Annotated in this window: 12 protein-coding genes and 1 pseudogene; 11 read left to right on the forward strand and 2 right to left on the reverse strand. The window is 69.6% G+C overall.

Annotated elements, in window-relative coordinates; genetic code table 11:
• Positions 1-94 precede the first annotated feature (94 nt).
• On the forward strand, positions 95-1,252 hold the full coding sequence (gene mnmA / locus FHS42_RS14145; RefSeq protein WP_184572549.1) for a tRNA 2-thiouridine(34) synthase MnmA: 1,158 nt from the start codon (positions 95-97) through the stop codon (positions 1,250-1,252).
• A 100-nt stretch (positions 1,253-1,352) separates the two neighbouring features.
• Positions 1,353-1,895, forward strand: a complete 543-nt coding sequence (locus tag FHS42_RS14150; RefSeq protein ID WP_184572550.1) for an LOG family protein — start codon at positions 1,353-1,355, stop codon at positions 1,893-1,895.
• A 36-nt stretch (positions 1,896-1,931) separates the two neighbouring features.
• Here FHS42_RS14150 and FHS42_RS14155 read toward each other — a convergent pair whose 3' ends face one another.
• On the reverse strand, positions 1,932-2,564 hold the full coding sequence (locus tag FHS42_RS14155; protein WP_184572551.1) for a helix-turn-helix domain-containing protein: 633 nt from the start codon (positions 2,562-2,564) through the stop codon (positions 1,932-1,934).
• Positions 2,565-2,662: 98 nt separating this feature from the next.
• Here FHS42_RS14155 and FHS42_RS14160 point away from each other — a divergent pair, with 98 nt between their 5' ends.
• The 5 genes from FHS42_RS14160 to FHS42_RS14180 all read left to right on the forward strand — a co-directional run bounded on the left by FHS42_RS14160 (position 2,663) and on the right by FHS42_RS14180 (position 10,877).
• The gene (locus FHS42_RS14160) at positions 2,663-4,090 is read left to right on the forward strand and encodes an MFS transporter (protein ID WP_312866866.1); all 1,428 of its coding nucleotides are present in this window, start codon (positions 2,663-2,665) and stop codon (positions 4,088-4,090) included.
• Between the two features lie 149 nt (positions 4,091-4,239).
• Positions 4,240-4,929 (forward strand): SDR family oxidoreductase, encoded by a 690-nt coding sequence (locus tag FHS42_RS14165; protein ID WP_184572552.1) that lies wholly within the window; start codon positions 4,240-4,242, stop codon positions 4,927-4,929.
• A gap of 192 nt (positions 4,930-5,121) precedes the next feature.
• Positions 5,122-6,123, forward strand: coding sequence for a methionine synthase (locus FHS42_RS14170; RefSeq protein ID WP_184572685.1), 1,002 nt, complete (start codon positions 5,122-5,124; stop codon positions 6,121-6,123).
• Between the two features lie 50 nt (positions 6,124-6,173).
• On the forward strand, positions 6,174-8,471 hold the full coding sequence (ligA, locus tag FHS42_RS14175; protein WP_184572553.1) for an NAD-dependent DNA ligase LigA: 2,298 nt from the start codon (positions 6,174-6,176) through the stop codon (positions 8,469-8,471).
• Positions 8,472-8,666: 195 nt separating this feature from the next.
• Positions 8,667-10,877, forward strand: a complete 2,211-nt coding sequence (locus FHS42_RS14180) for a putative bifunctional diguanylate cyclase/phosphodiesterase (protein WP_184572554.1) — start codon at positions 8,667-8,669, stop codon at positions 10,875-10,877.
• A gap of 178 nt (positions 10,878-11,055) precedes the next feature.
• Here the strand turns inward: FHS42_RS14180 and FHS42_RS14185 are convergent.
• Positions 11,056-11,430: pseudogene (locus tag FHS42_RS14185) on the reverse strand (VOC family protein); the annotation flags it as partial.
• Here FHS42_RS14185 and FHS42_RS14190 point away from each other — a divergent pair.
• The 4 genes from FHS42_RS14190 (at position 11,429) to FHS42_RS14205 (ending at position 14,531) form a co-directional block, all read left to right on the forward strand.
• Positions 11,429-11,683 carry a hypothetical protein gene (locus FHS42_RS14190; RefSeq protein WP_184572555.1) on the forward strand — a complete coding sequence of 85 codons (255 nt, stop codon included), beginning with the start codon at positions 11,429-11,431 and terminating at the stop codon, positions 11,681-11,683. The pseudogene FHS42_RS14185 and the gene FHS42_RS14190 sit on opposite strands and share 2 nt — an antisense overlap.
• A gap of 625 nt (positions 11,684-12,308) precedes the next feature.
• Positions 12,309-12,605 (forward strand): Asp-tRNA(Asn)/Glu-tRNA(Gln) amidotransferase subunit GatC, encoded by a 297-nt coding sequence (gatC, locus tag FHS42_RS14195; RefSeq protein ID WP_184572556.1) that lies wholly within the window; start codon positions 12,309-12,311, stop codon positions 12,603-12,605.
• A gap of 5 nt (positions 12,606-12,610) precedes the next feature.
• Positions 12,611-14,113 (forward strand): Asp-tRNA(Asn)/Glu-tRNA(Gln) amidotransferase subunit GatA, encoded by a 1,503-nt coding sequence (gene gatA / locus FHS42_RS14200; RefSeq protein ID WP_184572557.1) that lies wholly within the window; start codon positions 12,611-12,613, stop codon positions 14,111-14,113.
• 175 nt (positions 14,114-14,288) lie between these two features.
• Positions 14,289-14,531, forward strand: a complete 243-nt coding sequence (locus tag FHS42_RS14205) for a hypothetical protein (protein WP_184572558.1) — start codon at positions 14,289-14,291, stop codon at positions 14,529-14,531.
• Positions 14,532-14,546: the final 15 nt, after the last annotated feature.

Genomic DNA, 14,546 nt, shown 5'->3' on the forward strand with positions numbered 1-14,546 from the left:
AAAGACGGGACGTGGCCGCTCGGAAAGAGCCGTGGCCGCCCGGGAAGGAACCGTCGCGACGCGCGGTCCCGCACACCCGTACCCTGGGACCGTTATGACTGACTTCCCGGGCGCCCCTGACCCCTCCGCTCCGCGCGACGGCCGTCGCCTTCGCGTACTAGCCGCCATGTCCGGCGGCGTTGACTCCGCCGTCGCCGCCGCGCGGGCCGCCGAGGCCGGGCACGAGGTGACCGGCGTGCACCTCGCGTTGTCCGCCAACCCGCAGTCGTTCCGTACCGGTGCGCGCGGTTGCTGCACCATCGAGGACTCGCGGGACGCGCGCCGTGCGGCCGACGTGATCGGCATCCCGTTCTACGTCTGGGACCTGGCCGAGCGGTTCCGGGAGGACGTGGTCGAGGACTTCGTCGCCGAGTACGCGGCGGGTCGCACTCCGAACCCGTGCCTGCGCTGCAACGAGAAGATCAAGTTCGCGGCGCTGCTCGACAAGGCGCTCGCCCTCGGCTTCGACGCGGTGTGCACCGGTCATTACGCCACCGTCGTCACCCGCGACGACGGCTCCCGGGAACTGCACCGCGCCTCCGATCTGGCCAAGGACCAGAGCTATGTCCTCGGCGTGCTGGATGACCGGCAACTCGCGCACGCGATGTTCCCGCTCGGCGACACCCTCACCACCAAGGGCGAGATTCGCGCGGAGGCGGAGCGGCGCGACCTGGCCGTCGCGAAGAAGCCCGACAGTCACGACATCTGCTTCATCGCCGACGGCGACACTCAAGGCTTCCTAGCCAAGCGGCTGGGCATGGCGGAGGGCGACATAGTGGACGAGGACGGCGCCAAGCTGGGCACCCACGAGGGTGCGTACGGCTTCACCATCGGCCAGCGCAAGGGCCTACGCCTCGGCGTGCCCGCCGCCGATGGCAAGCCCCGCTATGTGCTCGATATCTCCCCGGTGAACAACACCGTCACGGTCGGACCGGCCGACGCGCTCGACATCACGGCGCTGACCGCGATCAAGCCCCGTTGGTGCGGCACCCCGCCGTCAGGCCCCGGCACGTACACCGCCCAGCTTCGCGCCCACGGCAGCGAGACGGCGGTCGCGGCGGAACTGGTGGACGACGCCCTGAAGGTCAGCTTCACGGAGCCGGTACGCGGCGTGGCCCCGGGCCAGGCGATCGTGCTGTACGACGGGACGCGGGTGGTGGGCTCGGCGACGATCGCCCAGACGGAACGCCGGGCTCCGGCCCGCTTGGCTTGAACGGGACCACCCCATCCACCGCGCGGCGAACACCCACCGCGCGGCGAACAGGTGAGCGCAGGGGAACGCGGCGCGCGGTCTCCCTCGTACAGTGACGCGTATGAATATCTGTGTCTTTTGCTCCGCCGCCGACCTGGATGAGCGCTATGTCGGGCCAGCCCGTGAGTTCGCGGAGCTGCTCGGCAAGGGCGGTCACACGATGGTCTGGGGCGGGTCCGAGGCCGGGCTCATGAAGGTCATGGCCGATGGGGTGCAGCAGCATGGCGGGCGGCTGGTCGGGGTGTCTGTGGAGTTCCTCCGGGCCAAGGCGCGCCGGAACGCCGACGAGATGCTGATCACCAAGGACCTGGCCGAACGCAAGGCGCAGCTCCTCGCGCGCGCCGACGCGATCGTGATCATGGTGGGTGGTACGGGAACGCTGGACGAGGCGACCGAGATCCTGGAGTTGAAGAAGCACGGGTTGCACACCAAACCGGTAGTGCTGCTGAACGCGGCGGGCTTCTACGACGGCCTCAAGCAGCAGTTCCAGCGGATGGAGCAGGAGGGCTTCCTGCCCCTTCCGCTGACCGACCTGGTGTTCTTCGCGGAGGACGGGGTGGGCGCGCTGGCGTACCTGGAGGAGCAGGCAGGCGTACGCCCCTGACGGCCGGCTAGGCGTCGCGCGGGTCCGTGACGACGGTCACGGCGTCGGCGGCGTTGGCGGCGTTGGCGGGGCCATGGTGGTCGCCGGAGCGGGGTGCGCGGGAGACGGCCTCGCACGGATGACGGCTTGGTCGCCTCGCGGTCCGAACAGGTGCAGAATCTCCACGGCGCTCGCGTTGGCCGGGCCGAACCAGTGCGGTTCTGTCGTGTCGAACTCGGCCACCTCACCGGGGTGGAGCGTGCACTCCTGTTCACCGATGATGAGGCGTAGCTCGCCCGCGAGCACGTAGAGCCACTCGTAGCCGTCGTGGGTCACCAAGGTCGGCTCGCGAGGAGCCAGCACCTGCTTGAACACCTGCACCCGGCCCGGATACTGCGTCAGCGGTACGAGGATGCTGCCGTGACCCTTGCGCACGGGCTTGAGGTGCACCCGAGGGTCACCGCTGGCCGGCGCGGCCACCAGTTGGTCGAGTGCGATGCGGTACGTACGCGCGAGCGGGATGAGCAGGTCAAGGGTGGGGCGCCGGTTGCCCGACTCAAGCCGTGACAGCGTGCTCACCGACATCCCGGTCGTCGCCGCAAGCGCCTCCAGCGTGAGTCCACGGTCCCGGCGCAGCGTGCGCAACCGGGGGCCGATGCCATCGATGATCTGCTGTAGCTCCGCGTCCATGGAGCCCATTTTGCAGTTTCCGCAAAGGTACTGGGCAGCGGTTGCCCCCGGGCCTGAGCCTTGCCGGGCAGATGTTCCCCGGAAAAAAGAGGTAGGCCGTGACCGCGACGACTCAGTCCATACCGTCCCCTTTGAGCGCGCGCAGACGCTGGACGGTGCTGGCCGTCTGCTGTCTGAGCATGTTCCTGGTGGGCCTTGACACCACCATCGTCAACGTGGGCCTGCCCGCCATCGGGCGCGGCCTGGATATCGGCACCCGCAGCCTCGAATGGACCGTGGACGCGTACACCCTCATGCTGGCCAGCCTCCTGATCTCCTCCGGTGCGCTGGCGGATCGCTTCGGACGGCGGCGGGTGTTCCAGTTCGGGTTGGTCGTGTTCGGCGCATCCTCACTGGTTTGCGCGATCGCCCCCTCGGCGGGCGTGCTCATCGCGGCCCGTGCCGGTCAGGGGATCGGAGCCTCGATGCTCAGCCCGGTGGCGCTCGCGATCGTGGTGAACGCGATGCCCGACCCCAAGGAGCGCGCGCAGGCGATCGGTGTCTGGGCGTCGGTCTTCGGGCTCAGCATGGCCGCAGGACCTGTCGTAGGCGGCGCGCTCATCGCGGCCTTCGGCTGGCGCTCGGTGTTTTGGATCAATGCGCCGATCATCGTGACCGCCCTCGTACTCACCGCGGTGTTCGTACCGGAGTCCCGGGCGCAGCGGGCGCCGCGACCCGACCTCCCCGGGCAGGCCCTGCTGACCGTGGTCATCGGGGCCTCGATCGGCGTCCTGATCGAGGGGCCGCACATCGGTTGGACGTCGCCCCCGGTGCTGGGCGGTTGCGCGCTCGTCGCCGTGGCGGCGGTCGGATTCGGGTACGTCGAGTCCCACCGGCCCGAACCCCTGATGGACCTACGGCTCTACCGGCGCTTGGCCTTCAGCAGCGCGGTCCTGGGCGCCATGGCGATCTTTGTGTCCCTCAACGTGACGCTCCTGCTCAACACCTTCTACCTGCAACACGCTCGGGGATGGACACCACTGGCCGCCGGCCTTGCGACCTTGCCCATGGCCGTCGGAGCGACCATCTGCGCACCCCTGGCCGGCCGGTTGGTCGGACGTACCGGACCGCGGCTGCCGCTGGCGCTGGCCGGCGGCTTCACCACGGTCGGCGGACTCTGCCTAACCGGACTCGACCAGCACACGAGCGTGCTGCTGCTTTTGCTGGCATATCTGCTCATCGGCATCGGATTCGGCTTCGCCAACGCCCCGATCACCAACACCGCAGTGAGCGGGCTGCCCCCCGAGCGGGCTGGGGTGGCCGGAGCGATCGCCTCCACCGCCCGCCAATTCGGCTCCGCGCTGGGCATCGCCATCGCCGGCGGTCTGGTCGCCGGCGCCACCCCGACGGGGCTCGCGCACGCTTCCCGCCCTGGCTGGGTCCTGGTCGCCACCTGCGGACTGTTCCTGTTCTTCGTGGCCCACGCGTCCCGGCCGCGGCCGAAAACCCTGCGCCCCGCGCCCCCGCTAGCGCAGCGAGCAGTCTGATCCGCTGCCCCGTGCTGCTGTGCATGGCAGGGTGACGGACGCTCATGAGCGCTGCCGTCTCGTAGCGCGGGGTGGGGCCTTCCGCGTTCCCTGCCCGCTCCTCCACCCGGGTGCCGGTGGGGTCCGGGAGGCGTCGTTAGGATCAGTGCATGGGTACGCATTTGATCACTGGGGCAGGCTCCGGCATCGGCACCGTCGTCGCGGAGCGGTTGTGCGCACGCGGCGCGGAGGTGTGGCTGCTGGCACGCGACGCCGGGCGGGCGAAGGAACTGGCGGCGCGGTTCCCCGGAGCCAAGACGCTCGTCGGTGATCTGGCGGAGCCCGAGCGGTTGTCCTGGGCGCTCAGCCACCAGCAGGTGCCAGAACGCCTCGACTCGCTGTTGCACATCGCCGGCATCGTGGAACTCGGCGAGGTCGGCGAACTGACCCCGGCGGCGTGGAACCAGCAACTGGCCGCCAATCTGGTCTCCCCGGCCGAGCTGACCCGACTGCTGCTGCCGCAGCTCCGGCTGGCCAAGGGGCATGTGGTGTTCGTCAACTCGGGTGCGGGACTGCGGGCCAGCGCCCAATGGAGCGCGTACGCAGCAAGCAAGCATGGCCTCAAGGCCCTCGCCGACGCACTGCGCTGGGAAGAGAGCGGCAACGGGCTTCGGGTCACCACCATCTACCCGGGACGTACGGCCACGCCGATGCAGGTCAAGGTGCATCAGCAGGAGGGCAAGGAGTACGACCCGGAGCGCTGGATGAAGCCGGAGTCGGTCGCCACCACGCTGCTCACCGCCCTGGACCTGCCGCGCGACGCGGAGATCACCGACATGTCGGTCCGCCCGGTCGGCTGAGGCGCTCGCCACGAGGCGCGCGCACCGCGCCGCGCACCCGTGTTGCGGCGTTGGGCGCCCGGCTTGCTTGGCGTACGGACCGTACGGCGTCGGGCCCGTAGAGCGGGTGGCGCCGCGCCCGAGCGGGTAGTGGGAGGCGGTGCGCCCCGCGCCTCGTACGCTTCCTGCGTGAGCGTGAGCGAGAACAACGAGATGGCTTGGGGCGCGGGCGTCGCCACCGGGATCGGGTCGATGCCGGGCGAGGACGCGCGGGAGGCCGCGAAGAGCGTGACCGGGTCGCTGGAGCGACTGCCGTATCTGCCAGAGCTGCCCGCACGGGGGCCCGGGGCCGATCTGATCGGGCGCACCGCCGGGATGCTCATCGAGCTGTACGCGCGGGTGGAGCCCAGCGGCTGGCGGCTCGGCGACCGGCCGGGCCGGGACACCCGGCGGGCTCGGTCCTGGCTTGGCGAGGACCTCGACGCCCTGGAGGAGTTCACCCAGGGGTACGCCGGAACGCTCAAGGTGTCGGCGGTCGGGCCCTGGACGTTGGCCGCCGCGCTGGAGCTACGCGGCGGCGAGGCGATGCTCAGCGACCCCGGTGCCTGCCGCGACCTGACCGGATCGCTGGCCGAGGGGCTGCGCGAGCACCTCGCCGAGGTTCGCCGCCGGATGCCGGACGCCCGCGTGGTGCTCCAACTCGACGAGCCGTCGCTGGGCGCCGTACTGCTCGGCCGGGTCAGCTCCGCCAGTGGCTACCGCACCCATCCCGCCGTGGACCGGGTGGCGGTCGAGGGGGCGTTGCGCGAGGTGTTCGCGGTGACCGATGGTCCTGTGGTCGTGCACTGCTGTGCGCCGCAGGTGCCGTTCACACTGCTGCGCCGCGCGGGGGCTGCGGGCGTCTCCTTCGACTTCTCCCTCCTCACGGAGAGTGAGGAGGAGTCGATCGGTGCGGTGGTCGAGGACGGCCTGACCCTGTTCGCCGGTGTGGTGCCCGGCGTGGACCCGCAATCGGGGGCATTGTCAGACCCTGCCGGTAGCGTCATGGGTGTCAGGACGCTATGGCGCAGGTTGGGGCTGGCGCCGGGGACTCTCGCGGAGTCCGTGGTGGTCACACCCTCTTGCGGTCTTGCGGGTGCCTCGCCGAGGTATGCGCGGGCCGCGCTGGCCCATTGCGTTCGGGCGGCGGCATCGCTCGTGGACAACCCTGAGTGAGGGCGCGCCCGTTCCGCGGTGCGGTGGCCTGCGGAGCGGTGGGTGGACGGATGAGGTTACGGGAGGTCGAGACGGTGGCTGGCGAAACGGTGGCCGAAGGCGAGAGCGCGGCTCAGGGCACGGCGGCGGGCGAAAGCCCCACGGCGCTGCCCGCCGAGGCGCGGTCGGAGGTGCCCCCCGATGCCAGGGAGCGGCACCAGCTCCTGGCCGAACAAGTCGAGGAACACCGCTTCCGGTACTACGTCAAGGACGCGCCGGTCATCAGCGACGCGGAGTTCGACAAGCTACTGCGCACCCTTGAGGCACTGGAGAACGAGCACCCGCAGTTGCGTACGCCCGACTCGCCCACCCAGAAGGTGGCCGGGGCGTACGAGACGGAGTTCACCGAGGTCGAGCACCGTGAGCCGATGCTCAGCTTGGACAACGCCTTCGATGAGGAGGAGCTGACCGCCTGGATCGACCGCATCGCCAAGGACGTCGGCGCGGACGCCTCATACCACTACTTGTGCGAGTTGAAGGTGGACGGTCTCGCGATCAACCTCACCTACGAGCACGGCCGGCTGACCCGCGCGGCCACCCGGGGCGGTGGGCGCACCGGTGAGGACGTCACGCCCAACGTGCGCACGATCGCGGAAATCCCGGACCGGCTGCACGGTGGCGACGACGTGCCGGCCCTGGTCGAGGTGCGGGGCGAGGTCTTCATCCCCATGGAGCGCTTCCAAGAGCTCAACGCCCGTTTGGTGGAGGCCGGAAAACCGCCCTTCGCCAACCCGCGGAACGCGGCGGCCGGGTCGCTGCGGCAAAAGGACCCCAAGGTCACCGCAAGCCGACCGCTGCACATGGTGGTGCACGGCATCGGCGCCCGTACGGGATTCGACATCGACTGTCAGTCCCATGCGTACGCACTGCTCCACCAATGGGGCCTGCCGACCTCCTCCCACTATGAGGTAGCCGATACGCCAGATGGCGTACGGTCGTTCATCGCCCGCTACAGCGACCCCACGGCGCGGCACTCAGTGGAGCACGAGATCGACGGCGTGGTCGTCAAGCTGGACGAGATCCCTTTGCAGGGGCGGCTCGGGTCCACCTCGCGGGCACCGCGCTGGGCCATCGCCTGGAAGTACCCGCCGGAGGAGGTCAACACCAAGCTGCTCGATATCCGGGTCGGCGTGGGTCGCACCGGCCGCGTCACACCGTTCGCGGTGGTCGAGCCCATCACGGTGGCCGGCTCCGAGGTCGAGTTCGCGACCCTGCACAACCAGGAGGTCGTCAAGGCCAAGGGCGTGCTCATCGGCGACACCGTCGTCCTGCGTAAGGCGGGCGATGTGATCCCGGAGATCCTCGGCCCGGTGGCGGACCTACGGGACGGCAGCGAGCGGGAGTTCGTGATGCCCACGACATGCCCCTCCTGCAAGGAGCCGCTCCAGCCGATGAAGGAGGGCGACATCGACCTCCGCTGCCCCAACGCCCAGCACTGCCCGGCCCAGATCCGGGAGCGGATCTTCTACCTCGCCGGGCGCAAGAGCCTGGACATCGAGCACCTGGGCTATGTGGCGGCCGTTGCGCTGACCCAGCCGCTGGAGCCGGAAGAACCGCCCCTGCGGAACGAGGGCGACCTGTTCAGCCTCGACATCGATGCCCTGCTGCCGATCCGTTCGCACGTGCTGAACATGGACAGCGGACTGCCCAAGCGTGACCCGGAGACCGGCGAGGAAAAGGTCGTCACCTTCTTCGCCAACCAGAAGGGCGAGCCAAAGAAGAACGCGCTGGCCATGCTGGAGAACATTCAGGCCGCCAAGGAACGACCGCTAGCCCGCATCATCACCGGCCTTTCGATCCGTCACGTCGGCCCGGTGGCGGCACAGGCGCTGGCCCGCGAATTCCGGTCCCTGGACCGGATCGCGGAGGCCAGCGAGGAGGAACTGGCCGTCGTCGAAGGCGTCGGTGGGACCATCGCGGCGTCGGTGAAGCAGTGGTTCGCCGAGGAGTGGCACCGAGAAATCGTGGAGAAATGGCGGGCGGCGGGAGTGCGTTTCGAGGAGGAGGCAGGCGAGGAGGAAGGGCCTAGACCACTTGCCGGTCTCACGGTCGTCGTCACCGGAACGCTCCAGTCGTATACACGTGATGGCGCGAAAGAGGCCCTACAAAACCAGGGCGCAAAGGTGACCGGCTCGGTTTCCAAAAAGACGCATTTCGTCATCGTGGGCGACGATCCCGGTTCCAAGTACGACAAGGCCGTGCAAGTGAAGGTCCCCGTACTGGACGACCAGGGCCTTGGAGTGCTGCTGGAGCAGGGTCCAGATGCCGCCCGGGAGGTTGCGCTCACGCCACCGGAAGAGTCGGAATAGTACAAAGACGTTTCAACAGTGGACTCGCCATAGTCGGCGGGCATCACTCTTATAACGCATATTAGATGGATACGGAGAGCGGGGGCGCATTCGGGCAACCGCTGACGATCGCTGCCCGCCGTAGCCTAGTGCGGCCTACTGTTGAGATGTGCGCCTGCCGTGACGCGGGCACCGCCGGCTGTGAGAGGGACGGGTATGAAACCGACCGACAGCGCCGCCCCAGTGTCGCGGCTGTGCCGGATCGCTCTGCCCGGATTACCGGCGGCGGTCGTCGCCCTGGCCGCCATCGCCCTGGGCGTTGGCGTATTCCGGGTACTGCGGACCGACACCGCCCTCTTCCCGAGCGGCACCGTCGGCTGGTCGCTCGCCGTGCTGACGGGAGCGATCGTCGGCCATTTGGTAGCCCTCGGCCGTGATCGCTGGTGGGGCGGCACCGGCTCCGGTGCCGCCCTCACCCTCGCCGCCCTGCTCCTCTACGGCTGGCTGCCCGCGGTCGTCATCAGCCTGGCCGTGGTGGTCCTGGTCGGCGCCGCCCGGCGGCACCGCTGGCGACAGGCCCTGCTCCACGGCGCCGTTGACATCCTCGGCATTGGCGCCGCCGGGCTCGCCCTCGCAGCGCTCGGCACCATCCCCTCGGTGGAACACCCCTGGCGCCCCGACGCGTGGAACCTGTACGTCATTCCCCAGATAGCTCTGGTCGCCTTCGCCTATCTGCTAGTGACCCGGGCCCTGCTGTGGTACACCCTGTCGTCGCGCGGTGGAGGACTGCGCACCGTTGTGCGCACCGCCATAGTGCGGCAGGCGCTGGTCGGCATCGCCCTCCTGGGCATAGCGCCACTCATCGTCGTCGTCGGCGTGCACACCCCGATGCTGCTACCGCTGTTCGCGGTGCCGCTCATAGCCCTCGACTCCACGTTGTGGATCGCCCGGGTCCGTGCCGAAGAGCAACTGCGTGACCCGCTCACCGGCCTGCCCAACCGTCAGTGGCTGCTGGAACGCACCTGGTCAGCGCTTGACGAGGCCGAGCGAGCCGGGACCCGCTCGGCCCTTGTGCTCATCGACCTCGACCGGTTCCGGTCCGTCAACGACACCCTCGGCCATCTGGCGGGCGACCGACTGCTGTTGCAGATAGCCGAGCGGCTGCGGCTGGCGCTGCCGCGCGGCGCCGAGGTGGCCAGGCTCGGCGGCGACGAGTTCGCCGTACTGCTGCCCACCGCCGACTCCCTGACCAGCGCTCAGCGCGCCGCACGCTCGCTTATCGCCTCCCTCAGCTCCCCACTCGACCTTGACGGGCTGACTCTGGTCCTTGAGGCCAGTGCCGGAGTCGCCGTCTTTCCCGACCACGCCATCGACGCTGAGGGTCTGCTGCGCCGCGCGGACGTCGCCATGTACCAGGCCAAGCGGGACCGCAGCGGCACCGAGGTGTACGAGGCGCGCCGCGACGGCAACACACCGGACCGGCTCGGCCTCCTCGGCGACCTGCGCCGCGCCCTCGACGCGGGCGATGTGGAACTGCACTACCAGCCGAAGGTCGGCTTCGACGGGCACGTCGCCGGCCTTGAGGCGCTGGTGCGCTGGGTGCACCCGGACCGGGGCAAGGTGCCGCCGGACGAGTTCATCGCCATGGCCGAAAGCTCGGGCCTGATGCCCAAGCTGACGGAGTACGTACTGGAGACGGCGCTCGGTCAGGTCGCCCAGTGGCGGGCCGCCGGGCTCAACGTGCCGGTCGCGGTCAATGTGTCCCCGCGCGACGTGCACACCCCCGGCTTCGCCGGCGCGGTCGCCGCGCGACTGGCCCGGCACGGCGTGCCGCCCGGTGCGCTGCAACTGGAGATCACCGAGCACGTCCTGCTTGAGGACCCGCAGCGGGCCGCCGACACGATGGCGGGACTGACCGGGCACGGCGTCAAAATGTCACTGGACGACTTCGGCACCGGCTACTCCTCGCTGGTGCACCTGCGCCGGCTGCCTGTGAGCGAGCTGAAGATCGACCGGTCGTTTGTGGCCCGCCTGGTCGTGGACAACGAGGACGCGGAGATCGTCCGTTGCACGCTCGACCTTGCGCACTCGTTGGGCCTGCTGGTCGTCGCGGAGGGCGTGGAGGACGACGAGACCTGGGAGCGGCTGCGGGACCTGGGCTGCGACGCGGTGCAGGGCTGGCTGGTGGCCGCGGCCATGCCGCCGGAGGAGACGACGGCCTGGCTGAAGCTTCGCGGCAAGAGCGGCTGGCACCGCGAAGCCGAACGTGCTCGTGCCGCGCAGGCCCTCGCTGCCGAGTCGCCGGTACCGGCAGCATCGTTGCCGGCGGCGGTACCGGCAGCGTCGATACCGGCAGCGTTGGCGCCGGCCGAACAGCCGGCGCCCGCGTCGCCCGTGGCCAAGGAAGCGGACCAGCCGGTCACGTGAAAAAGACCCGCCCGACATGGTGCCGCAACGTTTTTTCCCGACGTATGGGTACGCGCCACGGCTGGCTGAAGACGGCCGCTTCAGACAGTTGGAACGGGCGGGGCAGAACGAGCCCGGTGTGGCGGGACGAGGCAACGGGCTGGGCGAGTCGGCGAGGAGGCAGCGGCGCCCATGGGCGCACGAGGCGCTCAACCAGTTCCGGGACCCGTCCGACGTACTCGATCTCGCTTCCACCGGCATGCCGGGCATAGCGGAAGCGGCCCGTGGGGCCGGTGGTCGCAGGCGTGGTGATGGTCGCGTTGGCGGCGGTCGTGAGGGTCGCCTCCAGGGCGTCCAGGTCTGTGACAACCACGGTGGCGGAGGCGTGCGCGTACGCGGCACGCGCGTGGTCCGGCCCCGCGATGACAAGGAAGTCACCGATGGCCGCCAGTTCGATGGACTCGAACGCCAGCCGAAGAGCGGGTTCGGCACCGGTCAACTCGCGCAGCAGGGGAAGGGTGGCATCGCGGCTGTCCGTCCACTGCCGGGCGTAGGTCCTCACAATGGTGGTCATGGCGCTTCCTACCTTTGTGTTGGGTTCGAAGTGGTCATTCGTCAGACCAGCGGTACTGCGGAACTCAGGGGTTCTGGGCATGGCTGATGTGGTCGCCCATTGGATGGCTCAAGGAGCTTGGCCGCCCGAAGCACCACGACGACTCGACCGCTCCTTCAACGGCATGTGCGCATGGACTCGCCGGTACCTCGACGAGATCGAGGACGCCCGCCGCCGCTTCGATACGCACGCCGCGGGTGGCGCCGCCCGGTGATGCACCCCGGGCGGTGCTCCGGGGCACCACCGCCCGCGACCTGGCATGCGTCGTGCCCTATGCCGTGGCGGCGGCGTACTCCGCCCGCTCGTGCCCCGTGCTCCGTGCTCCGTGTCTGGGAGCGGCTTCGCTCCGTGCTCCGTGGCCCGTGGCCCGTGGCCCGTGCCTGAGGGGGAGGCCGGCTTCGCCCCGTGCTGCTCCGTGCGTGCCCTGTACGCTCCCGCTCCCCGTGGGCCCATGCCCCGTGCTCCGTGCCCCGTGCCCCGTGCTCCGTGCCCCGTGCTCCGTGCTCCGTGCTCCGCTCCCCGTACCCCCGTAGCCCCGTAGCCCCATGGCTCCGGCCCCGTGACTAGCGCCGCCCGTGCCCCGTGCCCCGCCGTCCCCCAGAAGCCGGGTTGGCCCGCTCGTCCGGTGGCTGCTGGAAAGGCCTTCGTCGGGTGTCGTCTGTGGCGCATAGGATTGGGCGCGCATCACGACCCAGCGCACGGGCCGGTCTCGGCCACGTACCGCATTCACACCCATCCCGAGATCCGAGCCCGAGAACCCAGCCCGAGAACGAGCCCGACAACCGAGCTCGAACCACCAAGCCCGAACCACCCAAGCCAAGAACCCAGAGGATCGCTGCATGCCTGGCATCACGCGCGAGGAGGTCGCCCACCTCGCTCGGCTGTCGCGTCTTGAGCTGAAGGACGAAGAGCTCGACCACTTCGCCGGACAGCTCGACGTGATTATCGGCGCGGTAGCCCGCGTAGCCGATGTCGCCACCGAGGACGTACCCCCGACCTCCCACCCGTTGCCGCTGACCAATGTCATGCGGTCGGACGAGGTCCACCCGTCGCTGACCCCGCAGGAGGCGCTGTCTGGCGCCCCGGCCCAGGAGCAGCAGCGTTTCAAGGTGCCGCAGATCCTGGGGGAGGAGTGACCGTCGTGACGGGTACCACCGATTTGATCAAGCTCACGGCGGCCGAGACCGCCGCCAAGATCGCCTCAGGCGAGGTGACCGCCGTGCAGGTGACCGAGGCCCATCTGGCCCGGATCGCCGCTGTTGACGAGAAGGTGCACGCCTTCTTGCATGTGGACCGCGAGGGTGCCTTGGCGCAGGCCCGCGCCGTGGACGACAAGCGCGCCCGAGGCGAGAAGCTGGGCCCGCTCGCGGGCGTACCGCTGGCGCTGAAGGACATCTTCACCACCAAGGGCGTGCCGACCACCGTGGGCTCCAAACTCCTTGAGGGTTGGATTCCGCCGTACGATGCGACGCTCACCCAGCGGTTGAAGGCCGCCGACGTGATCATCCTCGGCAAGACCAACATGGACGAGTTCGCGATGGGCTCCTCCACCGAGAACAGCGCGTACGGCCCGACCGGTAACCCGTGGGACCTGACCCGCATCCCCGGTGGTTCCGGCGGCGGCTCGTCAGCCGCCCTCGCCTCGTACCAGGCCGTGTTGGCGATCGGCACCGACACCGGCGGTTCGATCCGCCAGCCGGCCGCCGTCACCGGCACCGTTGGCGTGAAGCCGACCTACGGTGGCGTCTCGCGATACGGCATGGTCGCCTTCTCCTCCTCGCTCGACCAGGGTGGCCCCTGCGCCCGTACCGTCCTTGACGCGGCCCTGTTGCACGAGGCCATCGCCGGGTACGACCCCCTCGACTCCACCTCCATCGACGCGCCGGTGCCATCGGTGGTCGAAGCGGCGCGCAACGGCAACGTGGCGGGTCTGCGCGTGGGTGTCGTCAAGGAGTTCGGCGGCGAGGGCTACCAGGCCGGCGTGATGCAGCGGTTCAACGAGTCCGTGGAGCTGCTGCGCGAGATCGGTGCCGAGATCGTTGAGATCTCCTGCCCGTCCTTCGACCTGGCACTCGCCGCGTACTACCTGATCGCGCCGTCCGAGTGCTCCTCCAACCTGGCCCGCTTCGACGCCATGCGCTACGGGCTGCGGGTCGGCGACGACGGTACGCGCTCCGCCGAGGATGTCACCGCGCTGAGCCGTGAGGCGGGCTTCGGCGACGAGGTCAAGCGGCGGATCATGCTCGGTACGTACGCGCTGTCCTCCGGCTACTACGACGCGTACTACGGCTCGGCACAGAAGGTTCGTACGCTCATCACGCGCGACTTCGAGAAGGCGTTCGAGTCCGTGGATGTGTTGATCTCGCCGACGACGCCGACCACCGCGTTTCCGATCGGTGAGCGCGCGGACGACCCGATGGCGATGTACCTTGCCGATCTGTGCACCATCCCGTCCAACCTGGCCGGGAACGCGGCGATGTCACTGCCGTGCGGCCTGGCGCCCGAGGACGGCCTTCCGGTGGGGCTACAGATCATCGCCCCTGCCATGGCTGACGACCGGCTCTACCGGGTAGGCGCGGCTGTCGAGGCCGCGTTCATCGCCCGCTGGGGCCACCGACTGCTTGAGGAGGCACCGTCCCTGTGATCGCCGTTCCCGTGATCGCCGTTCCTGGGCACGCCTGCATGAGTGCCCAGCCCATGGACGCCGTCTCCGTGAGCGCCGCCTCCATGCGCGTCGCGCGTACGGCCGTCGGGTCGCACCCGACTACGACATCCACCCCGCTGCACCCTGCGGGCGGGGAAGCGAAGAGGAGCAGCCTGTGAGTGGCAAGCTTGAGAAGGCCAAGGGGTTCAAGAAGTCCAAGCCCGGTCTCTACCTTTCCATCGGCACCACCCTGTTCGGCGCGGTCAGCGTCATCAAGCAGGGCAAGAAGGCCCGCTACGACAACGACACGCTGCAACTCGTAGACGCTGTCGTGTCGGCCGCGGCCATCGCCACCGGTGTCGCTCTGCTCTTCCGTGAGCTCAAGCGGCTCGGCGACGACGATGTTTTGCTGGGCTGAGAGGGTTAGTTTTCC

It is taken from the genome of Streptomyces zagrosensis (assembly GCF_014203645.1).
GTDB classification, from domain to species: Bacteria; Actinomycetota; Actinomycetes; order Streptomycetales; family Streptomycetaceae; genus Streptomyces; species Streptomyces zagrosensis.